This is a genomic window from Pseudonocardia oroxyli, from assembly GCF_900102195.1.
Lineage (GTDB): Bacteria > Actinomycetota > Actinomycetes > Mycobacteriales > Pseudonocardiaceae > Pseudonocardia > Pseudonocardia oroxyli.
This window is the reverse complement of record NZ_FNBE01000003.1, coordinates 246,499-265,023: the sequence shown is the minus strand read 5'-3', so window position 1 is coordinate 265,023 and position 18,525 is coordinate 246,499. Positions and strand designations below refer to the sequence as shown.

14 protein-coding genes are annotated in these 18,525 nt (G+C 77.0%); 6 read left to right on the top strand and 8 right to left on the bottom strand.

The annotated features are described in order from the left end of the window. Positions 1 to 11 precede the first annotated feature (11 nt). Complete coding sequence (locus tag BLS43_RS06220) at positions 12 to 980, bottom strand: squalene/phytoene synthase family protein (protein ID WP_093078088.1); 969 nt, start codon at positions 978 to 980, stop codon at positions 12 to 14. Next, complete coding sequence (gene hpnC / locus BLS43_RS06215; RefSeq protein ID WP_176921190.1) at positions 977 to 1,873, bottom strand: squalene synthase HpnC; 897 nt, start codon at positions 1,871 to 1,873, stop codon at positions 977 to 979. The genes BLS43_RS06220 and hpnC overlap by 4 nt, the downstream gene beginning before the upstream one ends. Positions 1,874 to 1,998: 125 nt before the next feature. Here hpnC and BLS43_RS06210 point away from each other — a divergent pair, with 125 nt between their 5' ends. Then, positions 1,999 to 3,180 carry a PucR family transcriptional regulator gene (locus tag BLS43_RS06210; protein WP_245707326.1) on the top strand — a complete coding sequence of 394 codons (1,182 nt, stop codon included), beginning with the start codon at positions 1,999 to 2,001 and terminating at the stop codon, positions 3,178 to 3,180. 146 nt (positions 3,181 to 3,326) lie between these two features. Continuing rightward, positions 3,327 to 3,950, top strand: a complete 624-nt coding sequence (locus BLS43_RS06205; RefSeq protein ID WP_093078083.1) for an Rv1733c family protein — start codon at positions 3,327 to 3,329, stop codon at positions 3,948 to 3,950. Positions 3,951 to 4,247: 297 nt separating this feature from the next. Here BLS43_RS06205 and BLS43_RS06200 read toward each other — a convergent pair whose 3' ends face one another. From BLS43_RS06200 to galT, 3 genes are read right to left on the bottom strand one after another with little or no spacing between them, the layout of a single operon-like run. After that, positions 4,248 to 4,613: a YchJ family protein gene (locus tag BLS43_RS06200; protein ID WP_093078080.1), complete on the bottom strand. Its 366-nt coding sequence runs from the start codon at positions 4,611 to 4,613 to the stop codon at positions 4,248 to 4,250. After that, positions 4,610 to 5,686, bottom strand: coding sequence for a galactokinase (galK, locus tag BLS43_RS06195; protein WP_093078078.1), 1,077 nt, complete (start codon positions 5,684 to 5,686; stop codon positions 4,610 to 4,612). Before galK ends, BLS43_RS06200 begins: the two co-directional genes overlap by 4 nt. Next, positions 5,683 to 6,711, bottom strand: coding sequence for a galactose-1-phosphate uridylyltransferase (gene galT, locus BLS43_RS06190; protein WP_093078075.1), 1,029 nt, complete (start codon positions 6,709 to 6,711; stop codon positions 5,683 to 5,685). Before galT ends, galK begins: the two co-directional genes overlap by 4 nt. 68 nt (positions 6,712 to 6,779) lie before the next feature. On the opposite strand from galT, the gene BLS43_RS06185 reads away from it, so the two are divergent. After that, positions 6,780 to 7,475 carry a GNAT family N-acetyltransferase gene (locus BLS43_RS06185; protein WP_093078072.1) on the top strand — a complete coding sequence of 232 codons (696 nt, stop codon included), beginning with the start codon at positions 6,780 to 6,782 and terminating at the stop codon, positions 7,473 to 7,475. A gap of 25 nt (positions 7,476 to 7,500) precedes the next feature. Here the strand turns inward: BLS43_RS06185 and BLS43_RS06180 are convergent, their stop codons facing one another. Then, the gene (locus BLS43_RS06180) at positions 7,501 to 8,706 is read right to left on the bottom strand and encodes an ROK family transcriptional regulator (protein ID WP_093078069.1); all 1,206 of its coding nucleotides are present in this window, start codon (positions 8,704 to 8,706) and stop codon (positions 7,501 to 7,503) included. A gap of 271 nt (positions 8,707 to 8,977) precedes the next feature. Here BLS43_RS06180 and BLS43_RS31620 point away from each other — a divergent pair, with 271 nt between their 5' ends. Beyond that, the gene (locus tag BLS43_RS31620) at positions 8,978 to 11,857 is read left to right on the top strand and encodes a helix-turn-helix transcriptional regulator (protein ID WP_176921189.1); all 2,880 of its coding nucleotides are present in this window, start codon (positions 8,978 to 8,980) and stop codon (positions 11,855 to 11,857) included. On the opposite strand, the gene BLS43_RS06170 is transcribed toward BLS43_RS31620, so the two are convergent. Together BLS43_RS06170 and BLS43_RS06165 are read right to left on the bottom strand one after the other, a co-directional pair. After that, positions 11,829 to 12,404, bottom strand: a complete 576-nt coding sequence (locus tag BLS43_RS06170) for an RNA polymerase sigma factor (RefSeq protein WP_093078063.1) — start codon at positions 12,402 to 12,404, stop codon at positions 11,829 to 11,831. The two genes, BLS43_RS31620 and BLS43_RS06170, sit on opposite strands and share 29 nt — an antisense overlap. Before the next feature lie 127 nt (positions 12,405 to 12,531). Further along, on the bottom strand, positions 12,532 to 12,804 hold the full coding sequence (locus BLS43_RS06165; protein ID WP_093078060.1) for a hypothetical protein: 273 nt from the start codon (positions 12,802 to 12,804) through the stop codon (positions 12,532 to 12,534). A 194-nt stretch (positions 12,805 to 12,998) separates the two neighbouring features. Between BLS43_RS06165 and BLS43_RS06160 the strand changes: the two genes are divergently transcribed. Next, positions 12,999 to 14,234 carry a metallophosphoesterase family protein gene (locus BLS43_RS06160; RefSeq protein WP_093078057.1) on the top strand — a complete coding sequence of 412 codons (1,236 nt, stop codon included), beginning with the start codon at positions 12,999 to 13,001 and terminating at the stop codon, positions 14,232 to 14,234. Then, positions 14,234 to 18,520, top strand: coding sequence for an AAA family ATPase (locus BLS43_RS06155; protein ID WP_093078054.1), 4,287 nt, complete (start codon positions 14,234 to 14,236; stop codon positions 18,518 to 18,520). The genes BLS43_RS06160 and BLS43_RS06155 overlap by 1 nt, the downstream gene beginning before the upstream one ends. Positions 18,521 to 18,525 lie beyond the last annotated feature (5 nt).

Here is an 18,525-nt window from a genome sequence, read left to right as displayed (position 1 = left end):
ATGGGGGGTGGTCACGAGCGGCCCATCAGCGCGCGGGCCGCGACGACGAGCTTGGCCCCGCCGGACAGCGAGCGCCGCCCGGTGTAGGTGGAGGCCGGGTCGGCGGCGATCTCGTCGAGCAGCCTGCGGTAGATGCCGGCCATCGCCCCGGCGCAGGCGGCGGAGCGCCGGTCGAGCAGCGGGAGCAGCGCCAACCCGTCGGCGTACCACCCGCGGGCGCGGTCGGCGGCGAAGCGGACGTAGGCGGCGAGGGCGCCGTCGGGGTCCGCGAGGGCCCCGTGCTCGTCCAGGCGCAGGTCGACGCCGAACCGGGCGAGCTCGTCGGTCGGCAGGTAGACGCGCCCGTTCAGCAGGTCCTCGCGGACGTCTCGCAGGATGTTGGTCTGCTGCAGCGCGATCCCGAGACGGTCGGCGTACCCGCTCGCCCGCGCGTCCGGTCGCGACCCGAAGATCCCCAGGCACAGCCGCCCGACCGAGCCCGCGACCTGACGGCAGTAGATCTCCATGTCCGTGAACGTGGCGTGCGGTCGGGCGGGCTCGCCGGTCCGCTGCGCCTCGTCGTCCATGCGGGTGTCCGCCTCGACGCCGTCGACCAGCTCGTCGAAGGCGCCGAGCGGGATCGGGTAGCGGTGCACGGCCGCGTGCACCCCGACGAGCACGGGGTCCGTGGGATCCGGCTGGCCCGCGCGCATCTGCTGCACCGACACCCGGATGCGTTCGAGGGCCGCCAGCTTCGCCTCGGCGGTCGCCGCGCCCGGGACGTCTCCGTCGCCGATGTCGTCGATCCGCCGGGCGAGGGCGTACACGGCGGACAGGGCCGCGCGCTTGGGGGCGGGGAGCAGCCGGATGCCGTAGGAGAAGTTGCGGGCCTCGCGGCGGGTGATCTCCTCGCAGGCGGCGTAGGCGGCGGGGAGGTCTCGGGCGTAGTCGCGGCGGTCGGCGGTGGTGGGGACGGGGTCGGTGCGGGATGTGTCCGTCATGGGCGGCTCGCTCTCGCGGCCCGGGGGAGGTGGCGCAGGACGTCTCGTCGGCGGCTGTGGGCGGCCTCCTCGGCGCGGCCCAGCACGTCGCCGTCCACCCGCCGCAGCGCGTCGACGGCGGCGCGGCCCCCGGCGACGTACCCCGCCACGGCGAGCCGGGCCCAGCCGCGCAGCGCCCCGACGACGGCGGCGCCCTCGTCGAGCAGCCGTTCCGCGCGCTCCGTCTCGTACAGGACGAGCGCGCGCAGCCGGGGCGTCGCCACCGGGCGGTCGAGCTCCTCGACCGCCACCCCGAACGCGTCCAGGTCCTCGGCGGGCAGGTAGACGCGGCCCCGGACCCGGTCCTCCCGGACGTCCTGGCAGTGCTCCAGGACCTGCAGGGCGGTGCAGACGGCGTCCGACGCGCGCAGCACGGGGGAGGTGGGATCGGCGGGTGCGGCGCCGAACAGGGCGAGCACGATCCGACCGATCGGGTCGGCGGACAGCGCGCAGTAGCCGAGCAACGCGTCCCAGGTCGGGTAGCTCGCGACGTGCTGGTCCTGCACGTTCGCGACGATCAACCGGTCGAACGGCTCGGTCGGGAGGTCCGGGGCGTCCCGGGCCAGGGCGGCGAGGACGGGGGATCGGGGCCGGGGGGAGTGCAGGTCGGCGCGGAACGCCTCCAGGGCGGCGACCCGCTCGGCCGGTGTGCCGGGCCCCTCGTCGCCCAGGTCGTCGATGGTGCGGACGACCGCGTAGACGGCCTGCAGCCGGGTGCGGTGCCGGGTGGGCAGCACCCGGAGCGCGACGGGGAAGTTCTCGGCGGCCTCGGCGGACCGCACTCGGGCGCTCGACGACGCGGCGGCGGCGTCTGCCGTCCCCGCGGTGTCACCGACCGCGTTCCCCCGGACCACGCCATGATCGTGTCGCAGTTCCGGCGAGCGGGCTTGCCCGATTTCCTCAATTCTCTCGGGTACGAATTGTCACGCGCGCACAAATATGTCGCACGGGTTGCCACGATGGGCGTAGAACCTCCGGTGTGGACAGCGCCCCCGTAACACCCGACCGGCTGGTGGAGGCCCTCCTGGGCCGCGTCCCCGCCGTCATGCGGGAGGTCGGCGCCGCGCTGTTGCCCGAATGGCCCGATTATGCGCGATTTCTGGACACGAACCGTGACGAAGTCGCCGCGGCCGCCGTGCACGTGGTGCACCGGCTCGTCGGACCGGAGGCGGCCGAGGGCATCGGGATCGGCGAACAGGAGCTGTTCGAGGAGATCGGCCGGATGCAGTGGCGGGAGGGCCGAGACGTCTCCAGCCTGCTCTCCGCGTTCCAGCTCGGCGCCCGGGTGTTCTGGCGGCACGTCGCGGAGGTGGCCGTGGCGCTCGATCTCGGGCCGCGGCCGCTCGCGACCCTCGCCGAGGGCGTGTTCGCGTTCGTCGACCGGCTGTCCTCCTCCGCCGCACACGGGTTCGTGCTGGAGCAGTCCGAGGCCGCGGTGGCGCGGGAGCGACTGCGCGAGGAGCTCGTGGACCTGTTGCTGTCCGACCGCGCCACCGAGGCGGCGGTGGCCGCGGCGGCGGTGCGGGCGCAGTGGCAGGTCCCCGAGCAGGTCGCGGTGGTCCTCGTGCAGGACGACAGCCTGCTCGGCCACGGCGTGCTGTCCCGGTTCGACCCCGGCACGCTGCTGATCAACCGGGTGCGGCTGCCCGGCGCGATCGTGCCCGATCCCGCCCAGGGCGGACGCAGGCAGCGGCTCGCCGACCTGCTGCGCGGGACCCGCGCCGTCGTCGGGCCCACGGTCCCGCCGGACCGGCTGCCGGCGAGCCTGCACATCGCCGAGGTGGCGGCGCGGCTGCAGCGCTCCGGTGTGCTGCCCGAGGACCCGGTCTTCGCGGAGGAGCACCTGGACGCGATCATCGTGCACCGGGACGCGCGGCTGCTGGAGGTGCTGCGCGCCCAGGTGCTCCGCCCGCTCGAGGGCGCCGCGCCCGCCTCCCGCGAGCGGCTCTGCGAGACCCTGGTCTCCTGGTTGCGACATCTGGGTGATCGCCAGGCCATGGCCGCAGAGCTGCACGTCCATCCGCAGACGGTGCGCTACCGCCTGGCGCGGCTCTACGAGCTCTTCGGGCCCGGACTCGACGATCCCGACCTGCGCGCCCGCCTGCTGCTGGCGCTGGCCTGGGGTGCCCCCCGGCTGCCGGGAGTCGACCCGAACCGGTGAGCGGTCGCCCACGCAGGGTGAACAGCCGTTCGCCGGGAGTGACACATTCCACGGTCGTGCAGGCCACTCCCACGTTGCCGTGGCGCGCGCGTGAGCGCACGGTGGAGGGACCGTCGTGCAACCGTCGCTCCCGAGAGGACCCTGACGTGCGTTCCCCGTGGCCGGGCGAGAACGAGCAGCCCCACGAGACACCGGCGCCGCGTTCGGCGCCCGCGGACCCCTTCCCGCGTCGCCGGACCGACCGGGTCGAGCGCGCGACGGGCGTGCTGGTCGCGGCGGGCGCCCTGCTCGCCGTCGTCCTGGCGGTGCTGACCTCGGTGTCGTTGCACGGCAGCGGTGTGCGCCAGGCCGCGAACGACGCCGTCGACCGGGTCGCGGTCACCGCGACGTTGACGGCGCCCGTCGAGGCGTCGCCCGGGCTGGACGCGACGATGAGCCCGGGGGTGGGTGCCGCGGTGCCGGCGACCTGGACCGGCCCCGACGGGTCCCTGCACACCGGCACCGTGCCCGTGATGGGCCCGCAGCCCGCGGAGACGTCCGTGCCGATCTGGGTGGACCGGACGGGCGCGCTCGCCCCGCCCCCGGTGACCGAGACCCAGGCGGCGGTGACCTCGGTGGTCGGCGGTCTGCTGGTGCTGTTGGCGGGCGGTCTGCTGCTCGCCGGCGTGCGTGCCGGTGTGCGCGCCCGGTGCGCCGCACTGAACCACCGGGCCTGGGCCCGGGAGTGGGCCGAGGTCGGGCCGCGGTGGTCGGCGGGAGCGGGATTCTGAGCGGGTCGGGGTGCCCGCTGACGCGTGGGACGCCCAAGCGCCGCTGAGTGACGCTTGGGACGCCCGAGCAGCGGTGCCGGGCGCGGCCCGTTGACGCGTGGGACGCCCAAGCGCCGCTGAGTGACGCTTGGGACGCCCGAGCAGCGGTGCCGGGCGCGGCCCGTTGACGCGTGGGACGCCCAAGCGCCGCTGAGTGACGCTTGGGACGCCCGAGCAGCGGTGCCGGGCGCGGCCCGTTGACGCGTGGGACGCCCAAGCACCGCTGAGCGACGCTTGGGACGCCCAAGCGGCACCGACCTACGGCGTGAGCACCCCGTCGAGGTAGAGCCAGGCGCCCTTCTCGCGGACGAACCGGCTGTGTTCGTGCAGGTCGCCCGCGGAGGAGTGGGCGCGGAACTCGACCGTGCCGTCGGTGTCGAACAGCCCGCCGCGGTCCACGGCCAGCACGTCCAGCCGGGTCCAGCGCTGGTCGGGGACCAGGGCGATGCGCCGCGGCCGGGTGCTCGGGTGCCAGGTCCGGCGCAGGTACGCCTCGTCGCGGACGGCGAAGGCGCTGTACCGGCTGCGCATCAGCCGCTCGGCCGTCGGGGCGAGGTCGCCGGCGTGGAAGCGGCCGCAGCAGGCGGCGTAGGGGTCACCGAGACCGCAGGGACAGGGCGTCATGCCGGGCCCGCCCCACCGGAGGCCACCGCGGTGAACGCGACCGGGGCCGTCCACCCGCGTTCGGCGTAGGCCGCGGCCACCGCGCCGCTCACCCGGTCGACGTCGGCGGCCTCGACCAGCCCGATCACGCAGCCGCCGAACCCGCCCCCGGTCATCCGGGCGCCGTGCGCGCCCGCCCGTTCCATGACGTCCTGGGCGACGTCGACGTGCGGGACGGTGATCGCGAAGTCGTCCCGCATCGACGCGTGCGACGCGCTGAGCAGCGGCCCGATCCCACGGGGGTCCGCGCCCGCCGTGAGCCGGTCGACGACCTCGAGCACCCGGGCGTCCTCGCTCACCACGTGCCGGGCGCGGCGGCGGAGCCGTTCGTCGGTCAGCCGCTCGACGGCGTCGAGCGTCGCGTCCCGCAGCGCGGGCACCCCGAGCTGCTCGGCGGCCTCGGCGCAGTCGGCGCGGCGCTGCCCGTACTGCCCGTCGACCAGCTGGTGCGGCGCCCGCGTGTCGACGACGAGCAGCGCGAGGCCGTGCTCGGCGAGGGGGAAGGGCACCAGCTCGACGGCGTCCGTGCGGGTGTCGAGGAACACCAGCCGCCCGGCGGCGCCGTGCATGGCGGCCATCTGGTCCATGCCCCCGGTGGGGGCGCCGACGAACTCGTTCTCGGCGCGGCGGGCCAGCCGGGCGAGCTCGGTGCGGCCCAGGTCCAGGCCGCCGAGCTCGGCGAGGGCCACCGCGACCGCGCACTCCAGCGACGCCGACGACGACAGCCCCGCCCCGACCGGCACGTCCCCGTCGACGTGCAGGTCGAGGTCCGGCACGGCGTGTCCCGCCGCGCGGAAGGCCCAGAACACGCCCGCGACGTAGGCGGCCCAGCCCGTGACGTCACCGGGCGCGACCGTGGCGGCCGCGAAGGTCACCGGATCGTCCTCGCGGCTCGACCGCACCACGGACCGCTCGGCCGGTTCGACCGTGACGACGGTGCGTTGGGCGAGGGCGAGGGGCAGGACGAACCCGTCGTTGTAGTCGGTGTGCTCGCCGATCAGGTTGACCCGCCCGGGCGCGGCCCAGCGCGTCACGCGAGGTCCCGCAGGCGCGCCGCGACGTCCTCGGGGGTCGTGTCGTTGATGAACACGCCCATCCCGGACTCGGACCCGGCCAGATACTTGATCTTCGTGGGGGTGCGCAGGATGGAGAACAGCTCCAGGTGCAGGCGCGCGAGGTGCCGGTCCTGGCGCACCGGCGCCTGGTGCCACGCGGCGATGTAGGGCAGCGGGCGGTCGTGGAAGCGCTCGAGCCGGGCGAGGACGTCGAGCCAGACCTCGGCCAGGTCGGCGCGCTCCTCGGCGGTCAGCTCGGGCAGGTCCTTCACGTCCCGGTGCGGGTAGAGGTGCACCTCGACCGGCCAGCGCGCCGCCACCGGGACGAACGCCGTCCAGTGCGCGGACGAGACGACCGCCCGGGCGCCCGCGCGCTCCCGGTCCAGGATGTCCGCGTACAGGTCGCCGCGGGTGCGCACGCGGTAGCGCCGCGCCGACTCCAGCTGCTGTCGGGTCCGGGGCGTGACGAACGGGTAGCCGTAGATCTGTCCGTGCGGGTGGGCGAGGGTCACCCCGATCTCCGCGCCCCGGTTCTCGAACGGGAACACCTGCTCGACGCCCGGCAGCAGGCTCAGCTCGGCGGTCCGGTCCGCGAGGGCGTCGACGACGAGGCGGACGCGGTCGGCGGGCAGCCCGCCGAACCGGCCGTCGTGGTCGCTGGTGAAACACACCACCTCGCACCGCCCGACCCCGCCGGAGAACGACGGGAAGCGGTTCTCGAACGCCACCACCTCGTAGTCCGGGGTGGGCACCTCGGTCTCGCGGCCGGGGATGGTCGGGCACAGCGGGCAGTGCTCGGCGCCGCCGGACGGCTGGAACGTGCGGGTCTGACGGTGCGAGGCGATCGCCACCCACTCGTCGAGCAGCTCGTCGTAGCGGATCTCGGACACGGTGTGGACCTGCGGCAGACCGCGGTGGTCGACGCCCGCCACCCGCCCCGGCTCGCGGTCGTACCAGAGGATCTCGCGGCCGTCGGACAGCTTTCCCGGGGTGCGGGTGGTCATCAGGGTCGCTCCGAGGTCGTGCGGGTGGTGCCGGGAAAACCTATAGCACCGTGTTGCAGGATGAACGGGTGTCCGACCCGCTCGAGAATCCCGTCCGGAGCGCGCTGACGGGACCACAGCGCTCCCTCGCCGACCACCGCGGCCGGGCGGCCCGCTACCGGCCCGACATCGCGCCGTTCTGCGCGCTGCCCCTGGACCCCGAGCCCGCGGACTGGGCGGACCTCGCGGCCCTGGTCGGCCCCGGCGGCGAGGCGGTCCTCGCCGGGCCCGCGCGGCCCGCCCCGGCGGGCTGGACGACGGTGATGGACCTGCCGGGCGTGCAGATGACCGGTGACGGCCTGGTCGCCGAGCCGGACCCGGAGGCCGTGCGGCTGGGCCCGGCGGACGTGCCGGAGATGCTCGACCTGGTCGCCCGCACCCGGCCGGGCCCGTTCAAGCAGCGGACGATCGAGCTGGGCACCTACCTGGGCATCCGCCGCGAGGGGGCGCTCGTCGCGATGGCCGGGGAGCGCATGCGGGTGCCGGGCCGCACCGAGATCTCGGCGGTCTGCACGGACCCGGCGGTGCGCGGGCAGGGCCTGGCGGCGCGGCTGATGCGGGCGGTGGCGGTGGGCATCCGGGAGCGCGGGGACGAGCCGTTCCTGCACGCCGCCGCGTCCAACACCGGCGCCATCCGGCTCTACGAGCACCTCGGGTTCACCCTGTCGCGCGAGCTGGTCTTCGTGGGGCTGACCAGGGTCTCGGCGGGTCAGTCCGCGGCCTGAGCCGGTGCGGTGAACACGTTCGTGGTCACAGCACCACGTCGCGCGCGGCGAGGATCTCGTCGACCGCGCCGGGGGACAGGACCCGGTCGAGCACGAGGATCGCGCAGCCCGTCACGCCGCTGCGCCCGACGAGCGCGCCCGGCTCGACCCGCAGGCTCTGCGTGGCCGTGGCGACGGCCCGCTTGAACACCGACTCCCGGATGCCCGCGACCAGCGGCTCGTAGGCGCCGACGAGGTCGCCGCCGACCGTGATCACCGCGGGGTTGAGCAGGTTCACGGCGGCGGCGAGGACCTCGCCGATCCGCCGCCCCGCCTCCCGGACCAGGGTCACCGCCTCGGCGTCCCCGGCGCGGACGAGGTCCACGACGTCGGACACCGTGTCGACCGCGCGACCCCGCACGACGAGGTCCCGGATGAGCGCGGACCCGCTGGCCAGGATCTCGATGCAGTCCACGTTGCCGCAGTGGCAGGGCATGCCCGGGCCGTTCGCGACCTGGGTGTGCCCGATCTCGCCCGCCGAGCCGCGCGCCCCGCGCTGCAGGACCCCGCCGCTCACGACGGCCGCGCCGATCCCGGTCGAGACCTTCAGCACGAGCAGGTCGTCGATGCCGGGGTGGGCGTGCTGCTCGGCGATCGCCATGACGTTCACGTCGTTGTCCACCCGCACCGGCACCGCGAAGTGCTCGTGCAGCAGCGGCGGGAGCTTCACCTCGGCCCAGCCCGGCAGCACCGGCACGCCGATGCTGCAGCCCGCCGTCGAGTCGACGGTGCCGGGGATGGACAGCCCGATGCCGCGCACCCCGGCCCGGTCGGCGCCCGCCTCGGCCAGGAGCCCGCCGAGCCGGTCGGCGACGGCACGCATCACCGGCTCGGGGCCCGACCGCGCGCGGATGCGCAGCGAGTCCTGGGCCAGGACCGCGCCGGTGAGGTCGCAGACGGCCAGCGACGTGCGGCTCACCCCGACCGACGCGGCCAGCACGGTCCCGCCGCCCGCGTGGAACGCGAGCCGCGCGGCCGGCCTGCCGCCGGTCACCGCGCCGCCCTGCACCTCGCTGACCAGGCCCTCGGCCAGCAGCCGGTCGACGCGCGCCGCGACCGCCGTGCGGGACAGGCCCGTGGCCCGGCCGATCTCGGTGCGTGTCGCGACCGCGCCCTGGCGGATCAGCGCGAACACCTCGCCCGCCGTCGCGGGTGCCGCCGTCGGCCGCCGCCCCCGGAGCGCTCCGGTCATGACTTCCCCTCACCTGCTGATGTACCGAAGATGCCACATTTCTGTCTTTCGTGTGCGCAAGACATCGCGCGGGTTCCGCTGTATCAGCGGTCCGGGATCGGCGCTCTGTCCCGACGTGGGGGAGGGGACCGTCGGACCGGGGCCGAGGGGGTGGTGTGGGCGCGACCGGCGGTCGCCGTGTCCACACCGGCCCCGGTTCGCGGCTCGCACCCCCGTGCGGGCGGACGGGGTCTGCTGGACCCGGCGCCCGGGGCTGAATACCGTACGGACAGTGAGCGCCGCGAGCCGCCCGCCCCTGGTCGGGCGCACCGACGAGCTCGGCCTGCTCTCCGGCGCCCTGGCGGCGGCCGGGGCGGGCACGCCGGGTGTCGTCCTGGTGTCCGGCGAGGCGGGCGTCGGGAAGACCCGGCTGGTCACCGAGCTGGCGGCCGTCGCGGCCCGCACCGGCGCGCTCGTGCTGTCCGGCACCGCCGTCGACGTGGGGGAGAGCCCGCCGCTGTTGGCGCTCGGGCTGGCCGTCCGGGCGCTCGACGCCGAGGGGCGGGCCGCGCTCGACCCGTGGTCCGCCGAGCTGGCCGGGCTCGGGATCCTGCCCGGTGCCGGCGCGGCCGCCCACCCCCTCGACCTGGCCGGACGGGTGCTGCTCGGGGCGGCCGCGGACCGTCCCGTGCTGTGGATCGTCGAGGACGTGCAGTGGGCCGACCGCGCGACCCGGGACCTCGTGACCTACCTCACCGCCACGATGGGATCGGCGCGGCTGCTCGTCGTGGTCACCCACCGGGAGGGCGGCGGTTCCCCGGGGCTCGACGAGCTGGGCCTCGGTGGCCTGCGCCGCCACCCGCGGGTCCACGACCTGCGGCTCGCCCCCCTGGACCGGGCGTCGGTGGACGCGCTCGTCGCGGGGGCAGGCGTCCCCGCGGACCTCGCCGACTCCGGCGAGCTCGTCTGGCGCCGCTCGCGCGGGAACGCGTTCATCGCCGAGGAGACCCTGCGCGCGCTGCGGGACCGGGACGCCGCGGCCCTCACGGGCGGGTTGCGCGACCTCGTGCTCGGCCGGGTGCGCGCCCTCCCGCCGGACGCCCGCAGCGTCGTCCGGGCGCTCTCGGTGGCGGAGGGGAGCGTCTCGCACGAGGTGACGGGCCTGGTCACCGCCCTGTCCGCCGACCGGCTGCTGGCCGCGGTGCGCGAGGCGGTGGACGAGGGCTCGGTCGTCGTGGAGGACGAGGGGTACCGGTTGCGCCACGGCCTGGCCGTGGACGTGGTGGCGGCGGACCTGCTCCCCGCGGAGCGCCGCGACCTGCACCGGCGCCACGCCCTCGCGCTGACGGAGCTCGGTGCCGCCGACCCCGCCGCCGCCGAGCCCGCCCTGCTGGCCCACCACTGGGACCGGGCGGGGGACGGCGGGCGCGCCCGGTCCGCCGCCGCGGCGGCGGCCGAGGCGGCCGAGCGGGTCCACGGCTACGCGGACGCCTTCCACCACTGGCAGCGGGTCGCCGACCTGGCCCCCGGGGCGGACGCCCCGGACCGGGCCCCCGCGCTCGAACGGGCCGCCGAGGCCGCCCACCTCGCCGGGGAACACGACGCGGCGATCACCGCGCTGCGCGCACGGCTCGATCTCGGCGGCGGCAGCGCGTTGCTGTCCCGGCTCGGCGGCTACCTGCTCGACGCGGGCCGCGGCACCGAGGCCGAACGCGTCTACCGCGAGGTCCTCGCCGCGGGCACGGACGCGACCGCCCTGGCGGGCCACGCGGAGGCGCTGCTGCTCGGCGGCAGTCTCGCCGAGGCCCGGCAGGAGGCGGTCCGGTCCCTCGAGGTCGCGCGCGCGACCGGGGCGCTCGCCGAGCAGGCCCGCCTGCTGCTGACGCTGGGCTACAGCCTCGCCTACCTGGAGGACCCCGCCGCGGGCGCCGCCGCGCTGGCCGAGGGGCTGCGGGCGGCGGAGGAGAGCGGCTCGCCCGCGGTCCTGGGGCGCGCCTACCACCGGCGCGCGGAGCTGCTGTCCGGGCCGCTCGGCGCGATCACCGAGGGCATCGAGCTGGCGTTGACCGGGGCCCGCAGGCTCACCGAGCTGGGGCTCGGCCGCACCCACGGGGTGCGGCTGCTGTCCCTGGCCGCCAACGGCCAGTTCCGCGTGGGGCGCTGGGCGGAGGCGGACGCCGTGATCGAGCAGGCCTTCGCGGCGCGCCCGGCGGGCAGCGAGGCGATGGACATCCGGCTGTCCCGCGGCCGGATGCGGGTCGGCGAGGGCGACCTGGCGGGCGCGGCCGAGGACCTGGACGTCGTCGAGATGCTCGCGCACGACACCGCAGGCGCTCGGTACAAGGTCCCGCTGCTCACCCTGCGCGCCGGCCTGGCGATGTTCCACGGCAGGCCCGAGGAGGCGATCCCCCACACGCTGACCGGGTTGGCGCTCACGGCCGCGCACGACGACGTCTGGCTCGACGCCGCACTCGTCTGGCACGGCCTGCGGGCGCACGCCGAGTGCACCCGGCTGGATCGCCCCGCCCCGGACGCCGAGACCGTCGCACTGCTCCGCCGCCACGCCGCCGACCTGCCGGCCCGGGCGGCGGGCGCGGCCCCCGCCGTCGCCGGGTCGGTGCAGATGTTCGCGCTGATGAGCGCGGCCGAGGTGACGCGGGCGGACGGGGCGTCGGACCCGGAGCGCTGGGGCGAGGTCGCCGAGGAGTGGGAGCGCCGGGACAATCCGTACAACGTGGCCTACGGGCTGCTGCGCCGGGCCGAGGCGCGGTTCGCGCAGCGCACCCGTTCCGCGGCCGCCGCGGACGACCTGACGCGGGCCCACGACCTGCTGGTGGGCCTCGGCGCCCGTCCGCTCCTCGCCGAGGTCCGCGACCTGGCCCGCCGCGCCCGGGTGGCGCTGCCCGAAGGGGGCCCACCGGTTCCGCCCGTCCCGGTGCCCGCGCAGCGGGCCGACCGACTCGCGAGCCTCACGCCGCGCGAGCGCGAGGTGCTGGCCGAGATCGCCGAGGGCCACACCAACCGCGAGATCGCGCGGCGGCTGTTCATCAGCGAGAAGACCGTGGGCATCCACGTCACCCACCTGTTCGCCAAGCTCGGCGTGCGCAGCCGGGTGCAGGCGGGCGCCCTGTGGGTCCGCTCCGCTACCCGGCCCGCAGACCGCGCTCGGTGACGGCGGCGCGCAGCTGGGCGAGCGCGCGGGCCCGGGTCGGGCCGATCGAGCCCATGGGGATCCCGATGTCCGCGGTGATCCGTTCGTAGGTCCACGGCTCGTCGGCGAACAGCGCGGCCAGCAGCTCCCGCCGGCGGGACGGCAGCGCGGCGACCAGCCCCCGCACCTCCCGTGCGACCTCCGCCGACACGGCCCGGTGCTCCGGGCCGGGCACCGCGTCGGTCAGGAGCTCCCCGACGTCCGCCACGGGGATCCCGGCGTGCGCGCTGCGGTCCAGCAGCCGCAGGCACTCCCGGCCCGCGACGGTGGACAGCCAGCCCGCGAGGCGTTCGGCGTGCTGGATCCGGTCGGCGTGCTGCGCGAGCCGCAGCCAGGTGCCCGCCACCGCGTCCTCGGCGTCCGCGGGCTGCAGGCGGAAGCCGCGCACCCGGGCCCGGACCAGCCGTTCGTAGCGCTGCACGACCTCCCGCCAGGCGGTGGGTTCGCCACGCGCGACGCGGCGGAGCAGGTCGTCGTCGGGTGTGGGCGCGGGCACTGGCGCGGACAACGGTTGCCTCCGACGGGGAGCGTCACGCTGCGGACCCGACGGAGCCTTCCGCGCGCCGCCGGTCCGCGCGTCGGGGCAACGCCCTAGGGGGGTGGGGCCGACCCCCCTATTTCGCCGGCCCGGGACGCTAGCGGGTGCGGTCGGTCACCGGCGTCCGGTTGATCCACGCGGCGGCGGCGGGCGCGAAGCCCCGCCGGCGCGGGTCCCACTCGCCGGTGTCCGGCGGCTCGGCGGCCGAGCGGTCGGTCGCGAGGGCCCCGCACGGGCCGACGTGCAGGGCGGAGTGCACCCAGCGGAGGTCGCCGTCCGGCAGCGCGCCGTCGATGTGGGCGAGCGTGACGTGCCGCTCGCGGGCGGGGTCGATCGGTGCGTAGCAGCGCTCGCAGAGCAGGATCGCCACGGTCGCCTCCGGGGTGTCGAGTAGCCCCGTGATCGACGCTGAAGCAGGGGTGCAGGTCCGACAACGGTACGTCCTTCCTCGCAGGTCGCAGTACGTGGCGTCGGGCACGTCGGGTCCCGTTCCGCACGCTGCGTCGGATTGTCGGGGCCAGGCGCTACCCTCGAATTCCACGCATGTAGTTCTCGGGAGGTGCCATGCGCCTGGTCCACGCCGCGGACCTGCACCTGGACAGCCCGCTGCTGGGCCTGTCCCGTCTGGCGGACAGCGACCTGGCCGCCACGCTGCGCCGGGCCACCCGCCGGGCCTGCGAGAACCTGGTGGACCTGTGCGTCGCCGAGCGGGCGGACGCGCTGCTCCTGGCCGGAGACGTCTACGACGGGAACTGGCGGGACTACGCCACCGGCGCCTTCTTCGTCCGGCAGCTCTCCAGGCTGCACGACGAGGGGATCCCGGTCTTCCTGATCAACGGCAACCACGACGCGGAGAGCGAGATCACGCGCTCGCTGCGGCTCCCGCCGAACGTGCACCGGCTCGCCACCGACCGCCCCGAGACCGTGGTGCTCGACGAGGTGGGCCTGGCCGTGCACGGCCAGGGCTTCGCCACCCGCGCGGTGCTGGAGAACCTCGTCCCGGCCTACCCCGACCGCCTCCCGGGGCTGGTGAACGTGGGCCTGCTGCACACGTCGGTCACCGGCGCCGAGGGCCACGACTCCTACGCCCCCTGCACCCCGGAGGACCTCGAGCGCTGCCGCTACGAGTACTTCGCCCTCGGCCACGTCCACGACCGGCGGGTGGTCGCGGACGGCGAGCACGTGGCGGCGTTCAGCGGGAACCTGCAGGGCAGGCACCCGCGCGAGCCGGGGGCCAAGGGCGCCACGGTCGTCGAGGTCGAGCCCGGCGGGCGGGCGCAGCTGCGCCACGAGGTGTGCGACGTGGCGCGCTGGACCCACATCCGGCTGGACGTGTCGGGCCTGGGAGACGCGGACGAGGTGCTGGACGCGCTGGACGGGCGGCTGCGAGACGTCGGGCTGGAGGCGGGGTCCCGGCCCGTCGCCGCCCGGGTCACGCTCGACGGTGCCACGGCGGCCGCCCCCGCCCTGCTGGACGCCGAGTGGCTGCGCGCCGAGATCGACATCGTCGCGGAGAAGTCCGGGGCCGTCGTCGAGACGGTGCGCAACCGGACCCGCTCACCCCGCGCCGCCGCCGCGCAGGCCGCCGTGGACGAGGAGCTGGCGGGCGCGGTGGCCGCGGCGGCGGAGCGGCTCGTGGCGGACCCGTCGCAGGTCGAGGCCATGGTGGCGCCGCTGGAACGCGAGGTCGGGCGCCGGCTGCGCGGCGCGGGGCTGGACCTGCGCGACCACGCCGGGCTGGCGGCGCTAGCGCGCCGGGCCGAGGAGGAGCTGCGGGCGCGGCTGGCGGGGTCCGGCTGATGCGGATCACCGGGCTGACCCTCGAGCGCTACGGCACCCACGAGGGCAGACTGCTCGCGCTCGGCCCCGGCCTCACGCTCGTCACCGGGCCGAACGAGGCGGGCAAGTCCACCCTGCTCGACGCGGTGTCCGACCTGCTCTGGGGCTTCCCCCGGCCCGTCCGCCACGCCTACGCCGCGTCCCCCGCGCGGCTGGCGATCGCGGCCGAGATCGCGCTGGAGGACACCGAGCTGGAGGTCCGCCGCACCACCCGCGGGCTGTTCGGGCCGGAGGGCACCGCGGTCGAGGCGCCGTGGGGGCCGGGAGGCGCGCACGCCCGGCGCACCTGGGCGCAGAGCTTCGGGCTCGGCCACCAGGCGCTGCGCGAGGGTGGGGCGCGGCTGTGCGAGGGCGGCGGCGAGCTCGCCGAGCTGGTCTTCACCGCGCGCAGCGGGCGTGACGTGCGCGCGGTCCTCGCCGAGCTGGACGACGAGGCGGACCGCCTCTACAAGGAGCACCGGAACGCCTCCACGGTCGAGCTGCGCCGGGCGATCAGCGCGTACGAGCACGTCGACGCCGCGATGGCCGAGCAGATGTCGCGCGCGGGAGACGTCGCCGCGCTCGCCGAGGAGATCGAGCGGCTCGAACGGCGGGCCGCGGGCCTGGCCCGCGACCGCGAGGCGGCGGACCGCGCGGGCGTCGAGGCCCAGCAGCGGCTGCGGGCGTACTCGGCCGCGCGGTCGGTGGCGCGGCGGCGGGCCGAGCTGGCCGCGCTCGCGGCCTCGGGCGTCGTGCTGGACGCGGCCCGCCTCGCCGAGTTCGACACCGCCCGGTCCGCCCGGGACGCCGCGGAGGCGGCGCTGGACGAGCTGGAGGCCCGGCTGCGGGACCTGCGCGCCGAACGCGCCGAGATCCGCGTGGAGGACGCGCTCACCGCGGACGCCGAGCGGATCCGCGTCCTCGACGGCGAGCGGCAGACCCGGGAGGCCGAGTCCGCCCGGCTCGCGGACCTGCGCGCCGAGTCGGCGGCCCGGGCCCGCGAGGCCGAGGAGCTCGTGGAGCGGATCGAGCCGGGAGTGGACGCGCGGGTGCTGCGTCGGCGCCTGGAGCAGCTCACGGTGCCCGCCGACCGGGCGTCGGACCTGGCGGCGCTGGGCGAGGAGGTGGAGCGGGCGCAGGCCGCCGCGGAGCGGGCCGCCGAGGCGCACCGGCAGGCCCGCCGGACCGTCCGCGAGGCCGCCGAGGGCACCGCGGGCCCGGACTCCGCGGCCGTCGCCCGGGTGGTCGAGGCACACCGCGCCGTCCGCGCCGCGGGCTCCGCCGCCACCCTCCGCCGTGAGGCACTCCGCGAGGCCGCGGACGCCTCCCTCCGCGCGACCCGGGCGTTGACCGGCACCGCCCTCCCCCCACCCGACGAACGGCACGCCGACTCAGACCTCGTGAGCGAAGGCGCCGCTCGCACCGCGGTGCTGCCCGGCGCGGTGCTGTCCGACGCGGTGCTGCCCGGCGCGGTGCTGTCCGGCGCGGTGCTGCCCGGCGCGGTGCTGTCCGGCGCGGTGCTGCCCGGCGCGGTGCCGCCCACCGGTGCGGTGCCCGAGCCGCCCGCGGCCGCGCGGATCGCCGCGCACCGCACCGCACTACGGCAGGCCGCGGAGGCGGACGGGCAGGCGCGGCGGGAGGCGCACCGGGCCACCCGCCGTCGGGACGCGGCGCGGGCCGCGCTCGACCGGCTCGTCGCCGACGGGGCCCCGGCGGACCCCGCCGCGCTGGCCGCCGCCCGCGCGGCCCGGGATGCCGCGGTGGACACCCTCCTCGCCGCCGCCCGCGAGAGCACGGCCCACCCCACCCGTGAGATCCACAGCCCGGGAGGGGAACGGTCGATTCCCGACCCCTCCGCTCCCCGGGAACGGATCACGGCCCAGCCCGCCCCCAAGATCCACAGTCCGGGAGAAGAGGGGTCGATTCCCGACCCCTCCGCTCCCCGGGAACGGATCACGGCTCACCCCGCCCCCGAGATCCACAGTCCGGGAGCAGGGGGGTCGATTTCCGACCGCCCCGCTCCCGGGGAGTGGATCACTGTCCCGGACGGCTCAGCGGCTCCGCGCCGCACCGCTGACCCGGCCTCCGCGGCCTCGCCCAACCTTGAGATCCACTCGTCGGAAGACGCGAGGTCGCTGCCCGACCCCTCCGCTCCCCAGGAACGGATCACAACCCAGCCCACCCCCAAGATCCACGGTCCGGGAGCGGAGAGGTCGATTTCCGACCGCCCCGCTCCCGAGGAGTGGATCACGGCCGCACACGGCTCCGCGACTCCCGCCCCCCGGCTGCCCCAGGCCTCCGCGGCCTCGCCCAGCCCTGAGATCCACTCGTCGGAAGACGCAAGGTCGCTGCCCGACCCCTCCGCTCCCCACGGACGGATCACGGCTCAGTCCGCCCCCGAGATCCACGGTCCGGGAGCGGACGGGTCGACTCCCGACCGTCCCACTCCCCACGAGCGGATCACCAGCCTGGCCGAGGCGGCGATCGCCGTCGAGCGGGCGGTGCGGGAGGCGGACCGGCTCGCGGACGGGATGATCACCGCCGCGGACCGGATGGCCGAGCTGACCCGCGCCCGCGCGGAGCTGACCGCCACCGAGGAGGAGCTCGCGGCCGCCGAGCGGGCCGCCGAGGCCGCCGCGGTGGCGCGGGCCGAGGCCCGGGAGCGCTGGACCGCGCTCTGGGCGGACGTCCCGGCCCCGCACCCGGACGAGGCGGACACCGTCCGCGCCGCCCTGCTGGCCGCGCGCACCGCGCTGGCCGAGCGCGACCACGCCCTGGCCCGCGCCCGGGACCTCGTGGCGGACGAGCAGGCCCAGGCCCGCACGCTCGCCGCCGCGCTCGAGGCGGCGGGGCGGCCCCGGCCGGGTGCCGACCTGGACGCGCTGCTGCACGCCGCCGCCGATCTCGAGGCCGAGGCGGACGCGGCCCGGGACCGGCGCACCGTCCTGGCCCGGCTCCGGGCGGACGCCGAGCGCGCCGCCGCCGAGGCGGATGCGCGTCGCCACGACCTCGACCAGGTCCTGGTCCGCTGGCGGCACGCCCTGCGCGCCGCGGGGGAGCCGGGAGACCTCGGCCCGGGCGCCTGGCGGATGCGCCGGGAGGTGCTGGCCGCCGCGGTGCGCGCGGAGGCGGACGCCCGCGGTCTGGCGGCCGAGGCCAAGCGGCTCGCCGCTCGGGTCTCGGCCCACGAGAAGGCGGTCGCGGCCCTGGCGGAGCGCCACCTGGGCGCGCCCGCCTCCCCGGCCGTGGCCTTGCCGGAGCTGACCGAGCGGGTGCGGGAGGCCGCGGCCGCCGCGGTGTCCGCCCGGCACGTCGACGCGCTGCTGGAGCAGACCGAGTCCGAGGCCCGCCGGGTGCGGCGCGAGGCCGCCGCGGCCCGCGGCAGGTTGGACCGCCTCGCCGTCGAGCTGTGGCTGACGTCGACCCCCGAGGAGGGTGGGCTGGACGCGGCCGCCGAGCGGGGCCGCGAGGCCGTGCGGATCTCCGCCGAGGAGCAGACCGCCCTGGCGCTGCTGCGCACCGCGGCCCCGGACCTCGACGCGGACGAGCTGGTCGCGGCCTCGGAGACGGCGGAGGAGTCGGGCCTGGCCGCGGACCTCGACCAGGCCAGGGCCACCGCCGCGGCCCTCTCCCAGGAGGCGGCCGAGCTCTACGAGCAGCTCGGCAGGCTGCGGGACCGGCGCCGGGTCCTGGAGGGGGCGGACGGCGCCGCGGTGCTGCACGCCGAGGCGCAGGAGCACCTGGCCCGCGCGGCCGAGGCGGCGGAGCGCTATGTCGTGGTGCACCTGCAGCGCGAGACGCTGCGTCGCGAGCTGGAGGGCTACGAGCGCAGGCACTCGTCGCCGCTGCTGGAGGAGGCGGGCGGGCTGCTCGCGCGGCTCACCGGCGGCCGGTTCACCGCGTTGCGGCCGGGTGGCACGGGGGAGTCCCGCACGCTCGTCGCCGTGCGGGCGGACGGGGAGGAGCTCGGCCCCGAGCGGCTGTCCGAGGGCACCGCCGACCAGGTCTTCCTCGCGCTGCGGCTGGCCGGCATCCGGCAGCTGCAGGCCGAGCGCCGCGCGGCCGGGCTGCCGGTCGTCCCCGTCGTGCTCGACGACGTCCTCATGACCTTCGACGACGCCCGCGCCGCCGCCGCGCTCGCCGTCCTCGCCGAGCTGGCCGCGGACTGGCAGGTCCTGCTGTTCTCCCACCACGACCACCTCGCCGCCCTCGCGGGCGACGCGACCGTGATCGACCTCGGCGCCCCGGCCCCGTTGCTGGCCTCCTGAACGGG